The 17,158-nt window shown below is 57.9% G+C and carries 13 protein-coding genes and 1 pseudogene; 7 read left to right on the forward strand and 7 right to left on the reverse strand.

Features of this window, described 5'->3' with window-relative positions; genetic code table 11:
* Positions 1-9 precede the first annotated feature (9 nt).
* The gene (locus tag POR16_RS15750; RefSeq protein ID WP_005897190.1) at positions 10-528 is read left to right on the forward strand and encodes a GNAT family N-acetyltransferase; all 519 of its coding nucleotides are present in this window, start codon (positions 10-12) and stop codon (positions 526-528) included.
* Positions 529-570: 42 nt separating this feature from the next.
* Here the strand turns inward: POR16_RS15750 and POR16_RS15755 are convergent, their stop codons facing one another.
* A complete protein-coding gene (locus tag POR16_RS15755) occupies positions 571-1,293 on the reverse strand; it encodes a haloacid dehalogenase type II (protein WP_042933087.1) in 723 nt (240 codons plus the stop codon).
* 168 nt (positions 1,294-1,461) lie between these two features.
* Between POR16_RS15755 and POR16_RS15760 the strand changes: the two genes are divergently transcribed.
* Together POR16_RS15760 and POR16_RS15765 are read left to right on the forward strand one after the other, a co-directional pair.
* The gene (locus tag POR16_RS15760) at positions 1,462-2,457 is read left to right on the forward strand and encodes an aldo/keto reductase (RefSeq protein ID WP_005897197.1); all 996 of its coding nucleotides are present in this window, start codon (positions 1,462-1,464) and stop codon (positions 2,455-2,457) included.
* A gap of 234 nt (positions 2,458-2,691) precedes the next feature.
* Positions 2,692-4,332, forward strand: coding sequence for a methyl-accepting chemotaxis protein (locus tag POR16_RS15765; protein WP_024668860.1), 1,641 nt, complete (start codon positions 2,692-2,694; stop codon positions 4,330-4,332).
* Positions 4,333-4,344: 12 nt separating this feature from the next.
* Here the strand turns inward: POR16_RS15765 and POR16_RS15770 are convergent, their stop codons facing one another.
* The 5 genes from POR16_RS15770 to POR16_RS15790 form a co-directional block, all read right to left on the reverse strand.
* Positions 4,345-5,544: an MFS transporter gene (locus tag POR16_RS15770; protein ID WP_005897203.1), complete on the reverse strand. Its 1,200-nt coding sequence runs from the start codon at positions 5,542-5,544 to the stop codon at positions 4,345-4,347.
* Between the two features lie 201 nt (positions 5,545-5,745).
* Positions 5,746-7,038, reverse strand: a complete 1,293-nt coding sequence (locus POR16_RS15775) for a PQQ-dependent sugar dehydrogenase (protein WP_005897207.1) — start codon at positions 7,036-7,038, stop codon at positions 5,746-5,748.
* Positions 7,035-7,463: a DUF2231 domain-containing protein gene (locus tag POR16_RS15780; protein WP_005897210.1), complete on the reverse strand. Its 429-nt coding sequence runs from the start codon at positions 7,461-7,463 to the stop codon at positions 7,035-7,037. Before POR16_RS15780 ends, POR16_RS15775 begins: the two co-directional genes overlap by 4 nt.
* Before the next feature lie 147 nt (positions 7,464-7,610).
* The gene (locus POR16_RS15785) at positions 7,611-7,754 is read right to left on the reverse strand and encodes a DUF2256 domain-containing protein (protein ID WP_005897214.1); all 144 of its coding nucleotides are present in this window, start codon (positions 7,752-7,754) and stop codon (positions 7,611-7,613) included.
* On the reverse strand, positions 7,751-9,289 hold the full coding sequence (locus POR16_RS15790) for a cryptochrome/photolyase family protein (RefSeq protein WP_005897217.1): 1,539 nt from the start codon (positions 9,287-9,289) through the stop codon (positions 7,751-7,753). The genes POR16_RS15785 and POR16_RS15790 overlap by 4 nt, the downstream gene beginning before the upstream one ends.
* A 326-nt stretch (positions 9,290-9,615) precedes the next feature.
* Here POR16_RS15790 and POR16_RS15795 point away from each other — a divergent pair, with 326 nt between their 5' ends.
* The gene (locus POR16_RS15795) at positions 9,616-11,769 is read left to right on the forward strand and encodes a TonB-dependent siderophore receptor (protein WP_005897221.1); all 2,154 of its coding nucleotides are present in this window, start codon (positions 9,616-9,618) and stop codon (positions 11,767-11,769) included.
* A 56-nt stretch (positions 11,770-11,825) separates the two neighbouring features.
* Here POR16_RS15795 and POR16_RS15800 read toward each other — a convergent pair whose 3' ends face one another.
* Positions 11,826-12,509 (reverse strand): ArsR/SmtB family transcription factor, encoded by a 684-nt coding sequence (locus POR16_RS15800; RefSeq protein ID WP_005897224.1) that lies wholly within the window; start codon positions 12,507-12,509, stop codon positions 11,826-11,828.
* 74 nt (positions 12,510-12,583) lie between these two features.
* Between POR16_RS15800 and POR16_RS15805 the strand changes: the two are divergent.
* The 3 genes and pseudogenes from POR16_RS15805 (at position 12,584) to POR16_RS15815 (ending at position 17,110) form a co-directional block, all read left to right on the forward strand.
* Positions 12,584-13,861: pseudogene (locus tag POR16_RS15805) on the forward strand (MFS transporter).
* A gap of 250 nt (positions 13,862-14,111) precedes the next feature.
* Positions 14,112-14,360 carry a hypothetical protein gene (locus POR16_RS15810; RefSeq protein WP_005897227.1) on the forward strand — a complete coding sequence of 83 codons (249 nt, stop codon included), beginning with the start codon at positions 14,112-14,114 and terminating at the stop codon, positions 14,358-14,360.
* Positions 14,361-14,368: 8 nt separating this feature from the next.
* Positions 14,369-17,110, forward strand: coding sequence for a beta-glucosidase (locus tag POR16_RS15815; RefSeq protein ID WP_080267821.1), 2,742 nt, complete (start codon positions 14,369-14,371; stop codon positions 17,108-17,110).
* Positions 17,111-17,158: the final 48 nt, after the last annotated feature.

Here is a 17,158-nt window from a genome sequence, read left to right on the forward strand (position 1 = left end):
ATACCGGCCATGCCCCTCACCTTTCGCCGACTTGCTCCAGACGATGCCGTCGCCTATCGGGCGCTGATGCTCGAGGCCTACACGCTGCACCCGGATGCTTTCACATCGGATGTGGCAGAGCGTGAAGCGTTGCCGATCTCGTGGTGGCAAAACAGGCTCGATAACGCACCCTCGGCCAGCGATGCCGTGTTCGCGGCGCTGGAGGATGGCCGCTTGCTCGGCACCGTGGGGCTGTCGATGGAAACCCGAAAAAAGGCCCGTCACAAATGCACCCTGTTCGGCATGTACGTGCCCCTTGCGCACAGGGCACGAGGCATCGGTCAGCAGCTGATGAACAACGTGCTGGCGTATGCAACATCGCAAACGCAACTGCTGGTCGTCCAGCTCACCGTGACCCAAGGCAACGCCGGGGCTCAGGCATTGTACGAGCGAATGGGCTTTGTGCCATTCGGCCTGGAACCCCTTGCAGTGTCGGTGGGTGGCGGGTTCGTTTCGAAGGTGCATATGTGGAAGGATTTGCGGGACTAATCACCCATACCGGGCGACGTCCCTGAAGCCGCCCCGCAGGCATCAGCAACCCAGCGCTTGTGCTGCTTCAGTCAGTGAATTGACTACGACATCCCAGTCCTGCTCCGCAGCCAGATCAGAGGTCTGGCCAGGCCCGTGTTCGGATGGCCTTCGAACGAAAACGGTCTTGAAGCCATTGGCGCGAGCTGCTGCCAGATCGGAATTGTGCGCGGCGACCATCGCCATCGACTCCGGGGCCAACCCCACTGCCCTGGCAGACTTCAGGTAGGTCTGAGGGTTGGGCTTATAGGTGCCTGCGATCTCCGCACCGACAATCACATCCCATGGCAACCCACCGAACTTTGCAAGGTTGAGCATTCCTGCAATGTGCCCGTTTGACAGCGTACCGATCGAAAACCTGCGCTTTAGCCGGGTGAGGCCGGCAACGGAATCAGGCCAGGGGTCCAGTTTTTCCCAGGCTTTGTTCAGCTCCGCCAGCTCAGCATCGTGGATACTGCCAAAGTCTGCATTGAGCCTGGCCAGTACGGTTTCCAGATTCTCCCGGTTCAAGACGTCGAGCGTCACGAAGGGCCGTTCGCCTGAACGTACGCGCTGCATGGACGGCTGGTAGAGCCCTCGCCACTGATCGGCAAAGTCGAGTGGATCGATCTGTATGGCGTGCTGTTCGAGGAAAGGCGCCGCGGCTCTGGCCACACCGTTTCGCCAGTCCACGACAGTGCCGAATACGTCAAAACCCAGAAAACCTGCGTGTTCCAGCTTGGTCATGATTGCTGCTCCCAGAGGACGTTTCATCACTTGAAGATGCCTGCAAGATACATTTCTTCAACGGATGAGTTCACGAGCGGTCTGATAAATGGCAAGGCCGGATCGATACCCTTCGGGCGTTGATACTCGACAGGTAACGGGCCTATCAAATGATTGATGGAGGATTCCATGAAGTACGTGAAGCTTGGCAGTACGGGGCTGGATATCTCCAGACTGTGCCTCGGGTGCATGACGTTCGGTGAGCCTGATGCCGGCACACATCCCTGGACACTGGACGAGCAAGCAAGCCGGCCCATCATCAGGCACGCGGTGGAGCAAGGCATCAACTTTTTCGACACAGCCAACAGCTATTCGGCGGGCACGTCGGAAACCATCGTAGGGAAACTCCTCAAGGAGTTCACCCGCCGCGAAGAAACCGTCATTGCAACAAAAGTGTTCTTCCCGGCGAACATGTGGGAAGGCTCCACCAGGCCCAACGACAAGGGACTGTCCCGCAAAGCGATCATGGCCAACATCGATGCGAGCCTGCAACGATTGGGCACCGATTATATCGACCTGTACCAGATCCACCGCTGGGACTACGACACGCCCATCGAAGAAACCATGGAAGCCTTGCACGACGTGGTCAAGGCAGGCAAAGCCAGGTACATCGGAGCGTCGTCCATGTATGCCTGGCAGTTCGCCAAGGCGCAACAGGTTGCGTTGGCAAACGGCTGGAGCAGGTTTGTTTCCATGCAGAATTATCTGAACCTGGTGTACCGGGAAGAAGAGCGCGAGATGATCCCGCTGTGTCTCGATCAGGGCGTCGGTCTTATGCCCTGGAGCCCGATGGCGCGTGGCCGGTTGACACGGCCTCATGGTCAACAGACAGAACGCACCAGGACCGATATTTCCGGGCAGTCTTTTTATGAAGCCACTGAGCAGGAAGACGGTCGCGTCATTGATGCAGTGGAAAAGCTCGCCGGCGAGCGAGGCGTCCCGATGGCGCAGATAGCCTTGGCCTGGGTGCTTGCCAAACGCGGTGTGTCAGCCCCGATCGTCGGCGCCTCCAAAGCATCGCAACTGGACGATGCCATCGCAGCACTCGACCTGGTGCTGAGTGACGAGGACATCAGCCAACTTGAAGCCCCGTATGTGCCTCATGCAGTGACCGGTTTTGCCTGACACGTTCGAACGCTCGGTCGGCAGCAGACGCTGCTGGCCCGCGCCCGGAAGCATGATGGATGACATTTGGCCGGTCGTGGCTGACCCGAAATTCTGCAATAACAACTGTCTATCCGATTGCGTGTAAATATCTATTTGGCGCCTGTGCGACTCAAGCATACTGTCTGGCCATTCGCTATTAGCTGGCGCCACGATTATGGCGACCAACCGACCTTTCCTTTACGAGCTTTTCTCATGAAAAAACCGGTTTCTCTGGCGACGCGTATCGGCTTGGGTTTTGCCGCAATCGTGTCGCTGCTCATATTGATCACTGCGGTGGGTATCCAGCGGGTGGGGTTTATCGACACTACGCTTGAGGACGTCGGAGAAAACGCAGCAAAAGTGCAGCGCTACGCGATCAACTTTCGCGGCAGCGTACACAACCGGGCAATCGCCCTGCGGGATGCCGTACTGGTCAGCAACGACCAGGATCTGGCCACTCATCTGGCAGAGATGACCCGTTTGGAAAAAGACTACGTCGACTCGGCTGTGCCAATGGATCAGCTGTATACCAGACCCAGCGTAACGGGCGAAGAGCGTCAGTTGCTGAGCGCCATCAAGGAAATCGAACAGCAGACACTCGCCTCTACCAAGAGCGTGATTGCGCTGCGTCGTGCAGGTGATATTGCCGGCGCCCAAGCGCTTTTATTGCGCCAGGTTTCCGGTGATTACAGCGAATGGCTGAAACGCGTCAACGCGCTTATCGACCACGAGGAAGCCTCAATCAGGTCACAACTCGACAGCGTGCAGGCAACGGCTGGCCAGTTTCGCGGGTTGATGCTCATGGCAACGGCGTTCGCCGTGCTGCTCAGCATTGTGCTGTCGATGGTCATCATCCGCTTTGTCAAAAGAACGCTCGGCGCAGAGCCGGTAGACGTCGCGCAGGCCATCAGGCGGCTGGCCGACGGTGATCTGCAGCAGAACATTTCCACCGAACACCCCGAGAGCGTGATGGGCGTGCTGAAAACCGCGCTGAGTCGCCTCTCCGAGACGATCACTCAAGTACGACAGGCCGCTCAGGAAGTAAGCCAGTCATCGACCGTGCTGTCGGCTGCGTCCTCCACCAACAATGCTCAGGTCATGGTGCAGACTCGCGAAGCCGAACAGGTGGCAACCGCTATCAGTGAGATGGCTGCCACAGTCAACGAAGTTGCCGGCTATGCGGCACAGGCAGCAGATGCAGCGCGTCTGGCGGACACCGAAGTGGAAACCGGCAACAGTCTGGTAGAAGGGACTACCGCGGCCATTGAACAACTGGCTGCAACGCTGGTGGAAACGACCAGCACTGTAGAGCAGGTATCCAGGCACGGTGAACAGATCGAAACAGTCATCGAAGTGATCAACTCGATCGCCTCCCAGACCAACCTGCTGGCCCTTAATGCTGCCATCGAAGCCGCTCGTGCGGGCGAACATGGGCGAGGGTTTGCAGTGGTGGCGGATGAAGTGCGCTCGCTGGCGACACGCACCCAGCAGTCGACGCAGGAAATTCAGGCAATGATCAGCACGTTGCAAGGCGGCACAGAAACCGCCGCGCAGAACATGCGTGACAGCTGCGAGCTGGTCAACAAGGCAGTTGCACAGACCCGCAATGCACAGAGCGCGCTGTCGAAAATCAGCAAAGAGGTAGGCGCAATCAATCACATGAACGCGCAAATCGCCAGTGCGTCAACTCAGCAAAGCGCGGTGGCCGAAGAGGTCGCGATGAATATCAACAGTATTCACGACTCGACACTCAAGTCCGCCAGCGGCTCCCAGCAAGTGGCAACCGCCAGTGAGGATCTGGCGTTGCTAGCGGACCGCCTGACGCAAAAGGTGGCGTTTTTCAAAGCTGGCTGAAAACAGGCCGTATCAGTCCGCGCAGGTTACCGCTGGTGACCTGCGCAGCGACCACGCCACTGTTGCCATAGACAGCGCGGCGCATACCGCGCCGGTCACGATCGCAGCCGTAAAGCCCGCGCTTTCGGACACCAGCCCGCCTATAAATGCCCCGCCGCCAATCGACAGATTGACCACACAGACCAGCAGCGCCTGAACGCCTTCCACACGCCCGTTCGAGGCGTCGAAGCACCATATCTGCGTGGTGATCGGGATCATTCCGAAGGCAAATCCCCAGACCAGAGTGACCGGCCATAGCAGCCACGGGTTGCCGACAAACATGAGTAATGCGCTCAGTGAGCCCAGCATCAGCAGGGTCATGATCAATACCGAGGACGGCGCATTTCTGGCCGCCAACGCACCACCAGCCAGATTGCCCGCTACCGCTGCCAGACCGAAGGCAAAGAGCAACACGCCTAGCGCCTGGCCTTTAATGTTGGCGGACTCCATGACGAAGGGTGCGAGGTAGGTGTAGGCCGCGAAGTGGCCGACATAGATCAACAGCGCGGCAGCAAACATCCGGCGAATTTTTTGCTCACCCGCCAACGAAAGCATCTGCCCGATACCGGCAGAGCGCTCACCCGGCAATGCAGGCAGAAGCGTGGCGATCAACAGGCCTACAGCAACGGTAACAACCGCCGCGGTTTCAAACGCAGCCCGCCAGCCAAATGCTTCGCCGATCACTGTACCCGCAGGTATGCCGGCTACTGTGCCAATCGAAACGCCCGCCAGCACATACGCGGTCGCCTTCACGCCCTCCTTGCCCGGCCTCAGCCGAGGCCCCAAAGACCCGGCAATGGTCCAGAATCCCCCTAGGGCGAAGCCGAGCAATGCTCTGCCGGTGAGGGTCAGCCAGAACTGTTCCGATAATGCGACGATCAGGTTGGACACCAGCAATATCGACAGCAGGCAGAGCAGCAGACGCTTACGGTCGACATGACTGAACAGCGCAATGCAGGACGGTGCGGAAATCGCCGCGAGGACACCGGGGACGGCCATCATCAAGCCAGCGTGACTGACACTGGTGCCAAGGTCACGGGCGATATCGGGTAACAGCCCTACAGGAAGAAATTCCGTGGTAACGGTAGCAAACGATCCAAGGGATACGCTGCCGACGGCCCACCATGAAGCAGGTTGTGTTTCGAGGTTTCCAGCGGTTTCAAAGCGACTCACAGCGGTTCCAGAATTCAGTTTTTTTCGCGACTGGCCCTTCTGGCCAGCGCATGTAAGCGCACAACCCTAACGTGTAAGGCGTTATTGAATCTACCCCGAATGCAGGTCTCGACGCCCTGCGTCGCACGAGAGGACGCAGGGCATCAATGGATGATGAGGCTAACGAAACGGGGTGAATGAATTCGCCCCGTGGTCGTCAGCTTATTTGTTGCGGGTCACTCTCCAGACCGTGTTGGCCAGGTCGTCGGCAATGATGAGCGCGCCTTTGGGATCAACGGTTACCCCCACTGGCCGGCCGCGAGTCTTGCCGTCTTCACCCCGGAAACCTGTCGCGAAGTCCACGGGCTCGCCCGCAGGACGGCCATTGGCGAACGGCACGAAGATCACCTTGTAGCCAACCGGATTATCGCGGTTCCAACTGCCATGCTCGCCGACGAACAAGCCGTCAGCAAACTTGTCACCCATGGCCGGGATGGAGAACGACACGCCCAGTGCGGCGACGTGTGAGCCCAGGCTGTAATCAGGTTTGATCGCAGCAGCGACCTTGGCCGGGTTTTGCGGTTGAGCACGCGGATCGACGTTCTGGCCCCAATAGCTGTAAGGCCAGCCATAAAAGGCGCCCTCTTTCACCGAAGTCAGGTAATCCGGAACCAGGTCAGGCCCCAGTTCGTCGCGTTCGTTGACCACCGTCCACAACTGCCCCGTACCCGGCTGGATCGCCAGCGCGGTCGGGTTACGCAGACCGGTCGCGTACGGCTTGTGAGCGCCCGTCGCGGCGTCGATTTGCCAGACCATTGCACGGTCGATCTCGACCTCCATGCCGCGCTCGGTCACGTTGCTGTTCGAACCAATACCGACGTACAGGAAGCGACCGTCAGGGCTGGCGGTCAGCGCTTTGGTCCAATGGTGATTGATCGCTGAAGGCAGGTCCGTCACCTTAACCGGTTCGCCGCCCGCCTTGGTCTGACCGTCCTGATAGTCGAAACTGACCAGAGCGTCCTGATTGGCGACATACAGTTTGCCATTCGCGAAAGCCAAGCCGTATGGCGCATTGAGGTTTTCGGCGAACACCGTCTTCAATTCGTACTTGCCGTCGCCATCGGCATCACGCAACAGCGTCAGACGATTACCGCCTTTGACTTTGGTATTGCCCTGCGCCTTGATGACACTGGCGATCACATCCTTGGGTTTGAGTTTGGCAGCACTGCCGCCGCGCCCCTCGGCAATGATGATGTCGCCATTGGGCAGAACCACTGATTGACGCGGAATGCTCAGGTCAGTGGCAATCGCCGTGATGCTGAAACCCTCCGGTACGGTCGGCTTCTGATCACCCCATGCAACAGGTTCGGCAATCTTCATGCTCGGCAGCAGGCCGCGTTGCGGTTCTGGCAGTTTAGGGTCCGGACCACGAGCCTGGGTGCTGTCAGCCTCGCCACCACAGGCGCTCAGCAACAACGCCATACTCAATGCAGTCAGTGCGTGGATATTTCTCATTTTGCACCTCCGGAGCGCAGGCTCGTCAGCCCTGTCCACGTCGCGACGCAGGCCAGCAGGGTGACAATCACCGACAGGATCAGGCCCGACGGCATGACCGCCCAGGCATCTTTGGCATGTTCAAAAGCGTTGACCAGGCCAAGCACCCAAGTCACCAGCAATAGCAGAAAATACGCCACAGGACGTCCAGCCTTGTGATCCGCACGGATCAGGTTCACCAGTGCAAACAACAGCGCCAACCCGCAAAACAGCAAGCCGCCGGCAATCAGCCAGGCAGCAAAGTTGCTCCATTGGATCTGGAACGTCTGGTAGTAGGCGATATCACTCAGCAATCCACCGAGGAATAGTGGAACGGTGCCAGCAAGCAGGGTCGCGTGTAGCGGGCCTGGCGTGCAGCGGTAGACGGGATGGGGGGTAACGGTCATGACGGCTCCTTATCGTTCGGCGACCCTGGATCAAGGCTCAATGCGGATTGCACTCGCCTGTCGGGGTCGCGCTGACTGCGCATAAGGAAGGATCACGTTGCGGAACGGATAGTTCAGCGCATTTCATTTCGAAATATTTTGAAAGCTTTACGGGCGGGTTAATGCCTTGTTGCGACGGCAGCGCTCGGAGCAATAGCGAACCTCGTCCCAGCAGCGCGCCCACTTCTTGCGCCATGTAAACGGCAGGCCGCAGACCACGCAGTTTTTTACCGGCAGCTCGGTCTTTTTCAAAGTGCTTCTCCGGCGTCCAGTCTGGCCAGCAAATGCTCGCCCCGCGCCCATAGTGCCTGCTGCTTGGGTGCGACCATGCGATCAAGGTTCTTGTAAATCATGCCCATGCGCTGGTTGCGGCGTAAAAGGTCGCTGTGACGCATCAGAAAATGCCAGTAAAGCGCGTTGAACGGACAGGCATCGTCGGTCGTGCTTTCAGTCACTTTGTACGCGCAGCCACGGCAGTAATCAGACATGCGTTTGATGTACTGACCGCTTGCGCAATAAGGCTTGGAGCCCAGATAACCGCCATCGGCGTGCATCACCATACCCAGCGTGTTGGGTAGCTCGACCCAGTCGAACGCGTCCATGTAAATCGCCAGATACCATTCGCAGATCTGCTCCGGCACGATGCCGGCGAGCAGCGCAAAGTTTCCGGTGACCATCAGGCGCTGAATATGGTGGGCATAGGCATGTTTCAGGCTTTGGCCTATCGCCTGGCTCATGCAGTTCATCTTTGTTTCACCGGTCCAGTAAAACTCCGGAAGCGGCCTGCTGTTGCCAAACAGATTACCGCTGGCGTAGTCAGGCATCTTCAACCAATAGACGCCGCGCACATATTCGCGCCAGCCAATCAACTGGCGGATAAAACCTTCGGCAGCGTTCAGCGCCACCTTGCCCGACCAATAAGCAGACTCAACATCGCTGCAGATCTGTCGCAGGTCCAGCAGACCGATATTCAGCGCCGCGCTGATTCGCGCATGAAACAGAAAAGGCTCATCTGTCGCCATCGCGTCCTGATAATCGCCAAAACCCGCCAGGCCAAAATCCAGAAAATACTCCCACAGCGCCTGAGCATCTGCATGCGTCACTGGATAGTCGAAAGCCTCCAGCGAGCCATAATGGTTGGCGAAACGTTCCGCCACCAGCGCCAGCACATCGCGGGTAATCGCATCGGCGGAAAAGCGCATCGGGTACGGTGCAGCCACGCCCTTGGGCAGCGCCTTGCGGTTTTCGGCATCAAAGTTCCAGGCGCCACCGACCGGCGTACCGTCGCCATTCAACAACAGCCCGCTCTTGCGCCGCATCTCGCGATAAAAAAACTCCATGCGCAGTTGCTTCTTGCCCTGCGCCCATGCCGAGAACTCGTCACGGGAACACAGAAAGCGCGTGTCGGCATGCCACCGAATCGGCAGCCCGCAGTCCTTGATCGACTGCTCCAGGCGCCAGTCGCCGCACTCGGTCACGTGCAACTCCTGCGCCTCCAACAGAGCCTGCCAGCGACAAAGCTCGCCCGGTATCGAGCCGGAGTTCTCCGGGTCATCCAGCGTGACGTACTGCTCCCGAACCCCACGCTCACGCAACGCTTCGGCGAAATGACGCATGGCACTGAAGATCAGCGCAATTTTCTGCGGATGATGCGGCACATGACTCGCCTCCTCCATGACCTCGACCAGCAGGACTGTGTCGTGCTCGGGATGCATGTCCTGCAGGGACGCCAGGTCGAAAGAGAGCTGGTCGCCGAGGACAAGATGGAGTCGGTAAGTAGTCGACATGAGTGGCTTCCGCGACAAAAAAGTTGTACCAATGTAGATTTTTGTACAAGTTTTTCATAGCGGTTTTTTGCGCATGTCGTATGCATCCAGACACCTGCTAAGCGTAACCGCGCCGATTCACGCCTGCTAGCGTCAGAACAGGCTCTGCCTGTCTCGCAAAACTCCATTGGCCATTCCAGCCATCTTCCCGCCCGCGAATGTGAAAATTTTGTTAAGTATTTGGCCGAAGCGTCTTCTTCTGGCAGAAACAACCTGTCACACTAATGCGAACCGTTATCAACATTATTATCATCCAGCCACGGACGGCTTCAGGGAGTGTCGGATTCATGCCGGGGCAACATTCGCAAAGCCGTAATCGTTTTACACCTTGCCTGTTGGCGATGGGCATCTGGGCAGCAGCGACACAGCCCGCCTTTTCCGCAGACGCGCAGCCGCCTGTGACGATGGAACTGGGCGCAACGGAAATCAGCAGTGACCAGCTCGGTTCGACCACCGAGGGCAGCCGGTCTTACACCACTGGCGCCATGCAGACAGCCACAAAATTGCCGCTTACCATGCGTGAAACCCCTCAGGCCGTTACTGTCGTCACCCGTCAGCGCATGGACGATCAGGCCATGACCAGCATCAACGATGTGGTCAGGTACACGCCCGGTCTATTTCTCGACCAGTCCAGCGGGCCTGGCCGTCAAACCTATACATCACGCGGCTTTGATATCGACAACATCATGTACGACGGCCTGCCCGCCTCGTACTCGGGTTACACGGCCGGCGTGCAGCCCAACCTGGCCATGTTTGACCATGTCGAAGTGATCAGAGGCGCTACCGGTCTGACGACAGGCTCAGGCAATCCTTCGGCAGCGATCAACATGGTGCGCAAGCGCCCTACCGCCGATCCGCAGGTAAGCCTCACCGGCACCGTCGGCAGCTGGGACGATTACCGTGGCGTATTCGATGCCTCTGGCCCTCTGAACGACAGCCGCACTGTGCGCGGCCGGATAGTCGGTTCCTACCAGGATGCGAACAGCTTCCGTGACAAGGAAAAAAGCGATCACGGCGTTTTCTATGGCGTGCTCGAAGCCGACCTGAGCGATGCAACGACAGCGACCTTCGGCTTGTCTCGTCAGGAAGATCAAACCAACTTTTTCTGGGGCGGCCTGCCGCTTGGCAGCGATGGTCACCATCTGAACCTGTCCCGCTCGACCTACCCCGGTACGGACTGGGAAAACAAGAAGATCCAGATCGACACTGTGTTCGGTGAACTTGAACATCGCTTCGACAACGACTGGAAACTGCGCGTTGCGGGCTCGAGTTCTACTCTGGACGGCGTGTTCTCGGGCACCTACCTCTCGCGCTACAACGGCCCGCTGGAGACCACGGCCTATCAGTCGAAGCCGGATGAAAAGCAGGCAGCACTCGATGTCTATGCCAGTGGACCGGTCGAAGCGTTTGGCCGCACCCACGAAGTAGTGATCGGCAGCAGCAGGCGCGTCTACGACAAGACCAGCAAGGAATACAGCCCCTACGACACCGGGCTGCCTATCGGCGCGCCAAAACCGAACTTTGTGCGGGACGGTAAAACCCACAATATTGCTACCCAGGACGCCATCTACCTCACCACGCGCCTGAGCCTGGCCGACCCGCTGACTCTGATTCTCGGTGGTCGTCTGGACTGGTACGACTACGACGACCGTTCAGGCGACGAGGACTTCAAGGTCACCCGCAACCTGACGCGTTATGCGGGCCTGATCTACAAGCTGGATGACCATTACTCCCTGTACGCCAGCTACACCGATATCTTCAACCCGCAGAACTATCAGGACCTGTCCGGCAAAGTGCTCGACCCGGTGGTGGGCAAGAACTATGAAGTCGGTATCAAAGGCGAGTATTTCAACGGCGCTCTCAACGCCAGCCTGGCGGTGTTCCAGATCGATCAGGAAAACCTCAAGACCGAAGCGCCGACTCAGGCAGGCTGTGCAGTGCTCACGTGCTACGACGCAGCCGGGCTGGTGCGCAGTCAGGGTATCGACCTGGAGCTGCAGGGCGCGCTGACCGAGAACTGGCAAGTCGGCGCGGGGTACACCTACGCCCGCACCCACTACCTAAAGGATTTCGATCCAGCGAAAGAGAATCAGCGCTTCGACACCGATACGCCCGAGCACCTGTTCAAGTTCTCGACGGTCTACCGCCTGCAGGGCGCACTGGAAAAAATGCGTGTCGGCGGCAACGTCTACTGGCAGAGCCGCATGTACAACGACATTGCCCTCACCGACGGCAGCTATCGGCTGGAACAAGGCAGTTACGCGGTGGCGGACTTGATGGCAGGCTATCAGGTCAACAAACACCTGGACCTGCAGTTGAATGCCAACAATATCTTCGACCGTACCTACTACACCGCGATTGGCGCCAGTTCGGTATGGGGCTCTACCGACGTCTACGGCAACCCGCGCAGCTATGCACTGACAGCCAAATACAGTTTCTGACCAACGAGCACGTCGCTACCGGGCAAGCTCGGTAGCGACGCAAATATCGCACGGCCCTACCACCCAAATGCTTTCGCCATACCGCCCAACCCTTTGGACGTCAGATCCAGCGCTCTGGAATCAAGGTGCCGGCTTACCCAGCCCCGCTTGAGCATCAGCTCCAGCAAAGCTGCGCCCAATGCACCGCCGATGTGCGGGGAACGCTCGCTCCAGTCCAGGCAGGCGTAGGCAAGACGCCTGCGCTGAACAAGCATTGCTTCGACGTCAATGCCCAACGCGTTCAACGATCCGATACCTTTCCCACTGACCTGATAATCCTTGCCCTGCTCGATCAGCCAACCCGCCTTGAGCAAGGCGTCGTGCAGCCTGACGGCAATTTCGCCGGCGCAATGGTCGTAACAGGTCCGGGCCTGCCTTAACGCAGAAGGCGTGTTGGGCTGGAATGGCGCAGCACTGTGCTGAGTCAGCGCCAGCAAGGCTTCCAGCGCTCGCGCCACCTGCGCATTGGCCAGTCGATAGTAACGATGTCGCCCCTGCACCAGCATTTCCACCAGACCCTGCTCGCGCAAACGAACAAAGTGGCCGCTGGCGCTTGATGCGCCAATATCGGCAAGCGCCGCCAGCTCGGTCGCCGTCCGTGCGTGCCCGTCCAATAACGCACAGAGCATTCGGGACCTGGCCGGATCGGCAATGGCACCCGCAACTGCTGCCAGCGAAAGATCGGCCGTTTCGACTTCCATAGTTCAACCCTCCCCGAAGTGTTCTCGTAGGCACTCATCATACTGATGCCAAACCACTTGAAGGGATTCACCAAATGCATAAATCGAGTTTTTTTGGCAGAAAAGTTGTCGCGGCAACGTTTGTGATGGCTGTTTTTGGCTGGGGCATCGGCTTCTACGGTCCACCGATATTCATGCACGCCGTAATTCAAAAAACCGGCTGGTCGGCTGCCCTTTGCTCGGCGGCGGTCACTGTGCATTTTCTGGCGGGAACCCTGGTAGTCATCAACCTGCCCGCACTCTACAAACGCGTCGGTTTTCCCTGGACCACTGTGTCAGGTGCAGGAATTCTTGCTGTCGGCATTTTCGGATGGACGATTGCCACGCAGCCCTATCAATTGTTTCTTGCCGCGGTCCTCAGCGGGTTCGGCTGGGTGACGATGGGCGCTGCAGCGGTCAATACAGCCATCTCGCCCTGATTTGTCAGCAAGCGTCCCGGAGCGCTGGCAATGGCTTACAACGGCGCGAGCATTGGCGGCGTGATCTTTTCGTCGGGCTGGGTGTACCTGATCGGCCGGTTCGGGTTCAGCCTCGCTGCAATCGTGGTAGGCGTGGTTTCCATCGCCATCATTGCCCTCCTCGCTTTGACCGTGTTCAGGTTCAGGCCTGAACATCTGGGTCAGCACCCCGATGGTATTCACCACCCAGCAAATGATTTGGCTCAACCACAAGACGCAACGCCCATAACGCTGCGAGGTAACCGGCAGCTCATCACGCTGGCCGCTGCCATGTCGCTAGGGCTTTTCGCACAGATCGGCTTGATCAGCCAGCTATTCATGCTGCTGGTAGATCACGTCGCTGAACAGCGTGCAGGACTGGCAATGGGCATCGCCACTGTCAGCGCCATCGCTGGAAGGTTGCTGTCAGCCAGACTGATGCAGACAAGCCTCAACCGCCGCAATGTGGCCTGCCTGAGTTATGGCTGTCAGTTGCTGGGCTGCATGGTATTGATGCTCATCAATATCGATGCTGCCTGGCTATGGGTCGGAATGGTTCTTTTTGGCTTGGGCATCGGCAATGCGACGTCCTTGCCGCCGCTGATTGCCCAAGCCGAATTTCCCCGCCAGCAAGTAACGCGGGTGGTGACGTTGATTGTTGCCATTGCACAAGGCTGTTATGCATTTGCACCGGTATTTTTTGGCAGCGTTCAAGTGCTTTACGATGGACCCCGCAATGAGCTGTTGACCTTGACCCTGGCTTTGGCTGCAAGTATTCAAGCGCTGGTGATGATGGCACTTAGCAATGACACCTGTGAATTCAAAAGTTGCAAAACACCAAAACAGAGCGATCACTCTGCTTTAGAAAAAGAGTAATTATTCTTCATAAACAACAATAAATCATATTTTATTGCTTAAATATTCTAATTAATAACGATAAAAACCATAAAAAGTCAGATTTTAAATACAAGAAAAACAATACTTTAGATTATTTAAAAACGCACTCGTGTATTTTTATCGACGGTGTTTCTTGATCAATCAAAACTTTTGAAACTGCCTGCCAGCGGCGTTGGACTGCTGGCAGATGTGCTCCCTTGCCTTACGCCTCTATTTGGAGATTCTCCCGATGGCCAGACACTTGCTGCCTGCTGCTGCCGCTTTACTGACCTGCCTAGCCGCGCTTTCAGTCTCAGCCGCTGACACGGAAAACCCGCTGCCTCAAACCTCCAGCGAACGCCGCGTTGCGGTTGATGCCAAGCGCCAACAGATCACCGGCGCCGACCTTGCTACACAAAAAACATCCGGCGGAGCGCAAACGATTGTCGACGCGCCGATCGACACCACAGACGCGCCTGCTGGCGATGAAAAACATTGAGCCGGCCGATGACGCACAACACCTCCCCAAGGCATTACGTAAGGAATAGCTCCGTGTCCATTATCAAACAAGGCCTTGGCCTGAGCCTGTTGGCGCTCGGTATCGCCCAGGCAGGCAGCGCTTTTGCTGTTACGCCGATGACTGGCAATGAAGTCGAGGCGCGAGTAGGCGCCATGCTCGACAACATGACTCAGTCGGAGAAGATCAACTTCTCGCGCGTCGACGACGGGCGAATGATCCCCAAACTCGATAAATTCAATCTCCAGGGCACAGTCGCCTACGACTCGGCGATGGGCGTGCTGGTCGGCGGCAAGACGTTCGGCGCGCAGTACCCTTCCCCGTCCGCGCTCGCAGCCACCTGGAGCATCAACCGGGCCAAGGAATTCGGTCTGGCTATCGGCTATGAAACGCGCATCGCGGGCGGTCAGCAGATGCTTTCGCCCGCCATCAACCTGTACCGGACGCCTTTCAACGGCCGGGCAGCCGAGTACATGAGTGGTGAGGACCCGTTCCTCGGCGCGGTATTGGCGCCGGCGGTCACCAACGGTATTCAGGTTCAAGGCGTACAAGCAGCGGCCAAGCATTACCTGATGAACGAGCAGGAAGCGAATCGTCACTATCTGGATGTGAAGATCGACGAGCGCGCGATGCAGGAATTGTATCTGCCCGGCTTCGAATCGTTGGTCAAGAACGCCAACATCGCTTCGATCATGTGCGGTTACAACAAGATCAACGGCGAATACGCATGTGAAAACCATCACCTCATCACAGACATTCTGAAAGGCCAATGGGGCTTTCAAGGCAACGTCATGAGCGACTTCAACTCGGTTCAGGACGCCTTCAAGGGTGCCTGGGCAGGGACCGATATCGACATGCCGAGCGGGCTTCAGTTTACCGAGGCCAAGCTGCTGCCTTATGTCTGGAACGGCCAGTTGCACCAGAATGTGATCGACGACAAGGTCCGTAGAAACCTGCGTGCGCTGGTGAGCTACGGCTTTGACAAAGGCATCAACAAGGCGCAGCCACTCGAGCATCGTGAATACGGCCAGTTGGCTGCACTGAACGTCGCGCGGGAAGCTATCGTGCTGCTGCGCAATGAACCCGTAGACGGGCAAAAGCCTCTGCTGCCGCTGCCTCGGAACGCCAAAATTGCCGTGATTGGTGATATGGCCGTGCAGCCTCCAACGGCACCTTTTGGTACCGCGTACTCGGCACCGGCCAGCTACGTCACTGAATTAAGCGGGCTGAAGCAACTGGCATCGAATGCATCGAATGTCGATTATCTGCCGCAGATGAGCCTGAATCCGAAGTCGTCCGTTTGGTATCAGCCAGGCACAGAAAAACAGCCGATCAGCAACGCAGGCGTAAAAGCCGAGTATTACTCCAACACTTCGCTGTCGGGCGATCCGGTGGCGACCCGTGTAGAGCCCGGCGTCAACCTGGACTGGATCACCAACACCAACCTCACTGATAACGGTGCCGGCACGGTCAGCGGCTACACCCCTTCGGCAGGTTCGTTCTCCGCCCGTTTCACCGGCAAGATCAAGCCGACGATCACTGGCGCCCATGTGTTCAAGGTCCGCGCCGACGGTGCCTACAAGCTCTGGGTCAACGACCAGTTGGTGCTGGAAGACGAAGGCTCGCAAGTCTCGTTTGACCTGATCCCGGTGGTTCCGCGCACCGTCAAGGTACCGGACCTCAAAGCCGGCACCGAGTACAACGTGCGTCTGGAATATCGCCGCATGAAGGGCAACTTCACTCCGGTTCTAGGTGGCATGAACGGTGTGCAGATGAGCTGGGCGTCGTTGCGTCCACCGAAGAATCTGGCCGACTACGATGCTGTTGTGGTCGCGGCTGGCAGCAACTTCGAATACGAAGGCGAATCTCTCGATCACCCGTTCGAACTGCCGCAGTTCCAGTCCGAGCTGATCGGTTTCATTCAGAAAGCCAACCCCAAGACCATCGTTGTCATGCATGGCGGTGGCGGTATGGACATGCAGCCGTGGGCCAACAAGGTAGCAGCCTCTCTGCATGCCTGGTTCCCGGGCCAGCAAGGCGGTCAGGCGCTGGCCGAGATTCTGTACGGCCAGGTCAACCCGTCGGGCAAACTGCCTATCACGCTTGACAAGAAAGCGCAGGACAACCCGAGCTACGCGTCGTTTTCGAACCCGGTGCCGTACTATTTCAGCAGCCCTAACCCGCCCACTGAGATGACCTACAGCGAAGGGCTGTACCTGGGCTACCGCGGTTACGACAAGAAACACACCAAGCCGCTGTACCCGTTCGGCTTCGGGCTTTCCTACACCACTTACGCGTACAGCGATCTGAAGCTGTCGAGCAATGTGCTGGCTCCCGGCGCAACCATTCAAGCCAGCTTCACCGTCACCAACACAGGCGACAAGGCCGGTTTTGAAGTGGCTCAGCTGTACGTCCAGCCTTCCAAGCCTCAGGTTGATCGCCCGGAGAAAGAACTGAAGGGCTTTACCAAGGTTTACCTGAAGCCTGGCGAAAGCAAGACAGTCACGATAGCGCTGGATTCACGCTCGTTCGCTTACTACTCGCCGGACTCGGTGAGCTGGAACGTTGACCCTGGCAAATTCAAGGTCCTCGTCGGCAAGGATTCGGAAAACCTGGCGCTTGATCGCACCGTGGTTGCGCTCTATCCGGAACGCTTGACCACCCGCGATTCCAACCCTCTGCCAATCCCGCTGCGCAACGCAGTGCAGGTCAAGCCGGAACAGGCTTACTAGGTAGCAGCAATCGGTGGTCGAGAGACCACCGATTGCACTTTCACGTAC

Source organism: Pseudomonas coronafaciens pv. oryzae str. 1_6, from assembly GCF_000156995.2.
Classification (GTDB): Bacteria; Pseudomonadota; Gammaproteobacteria; order Pseudomonadales; family Pseudomonadaceae; genus Aquipseudomonas; species Aquipseudomonas tremae.

Excerpts from the sequence above, each read along its gene's own strand:
- POR16_RS15750 (WP_005897190.1), top strand. The coding sequence starts at position 10 with ATGCCCCTCACCTTTCGCCGACTTGCTCCAGACGATGCCGTCGCCTAT.
- POR16_RS15755 (WP_042933087.1), bottom strand. The coding sequence starts at position 1,293 with ATGACCAAGCTGGAACACGCAGGTTTTCTGGGTTTTGACGTATTCGGC.
- POR16_RS15760 (WP_005897197.1), top strand. The coding sequence starts at position 1,462 with ATGAAGTACGTGAAGCTTGGCAGTACGGGGCTGGATATCTCCAGACTG.
- POR16_RS15765 (WP_024668860.1), top strand. The coding sequence starts at position 2,692 with ATGAAAAAACCGGTTTCTCTGGCGACGCGTATCGGCTTGGGTTTTGCC.
- POR16_RS15775 (WP_005897207.1), bottom strand. The coding sequence starts at position 7,038 with ATGAGAAATATCCACGCACTGACTGCATTGAGTATGGCGTTGTTGCTG.
- POR16_RS15780 (WP_005897210.1), bottom strand. The coding sequence starts at position 7,463 with ATGACCGTTACCCCCCATCCCGTCTACCGCTGCACGCCAGGCCCGCTA.
- POR16_RS15790 (WP_005897217.1), bottom strand. The coding sequence starts at position 9,289 with ATGTCGACTACTTACCGACTCCATCTTGTCCTCGGCGACCAGCTCTCT.
- POR16_RS15795 (WP_005897221.1), top strand. The coding sequence starts at position 9,616 with ATGCCGGGGCAACATTCGCAAAGCCGTAATCGTTTTACACCTTGCCTG.
- POR16_RS15800 (WP_005897224.1), bottom strand. The coding sequence starts at position 12,509 with ATGGAAGTCGAAACGGCCGATCTTTCGCTGGCAGCAGTTGCGGGTGCC.
- POR16_RS15810 (WP_005897227.1), top strand. The coding sequence starts at position 14,112 with ATGGCCAGACACTTGCTGCCTGCTGCTGCCGCTTTACTGACCTGCCTA.
- POR16_RS15815 (WP_080267821.1), top strand. The coding sequence starts at position 14,369 with ATGACGCACAACACCTCCCCAAGGCATTACGTAAGGAATAGCTCCGTG.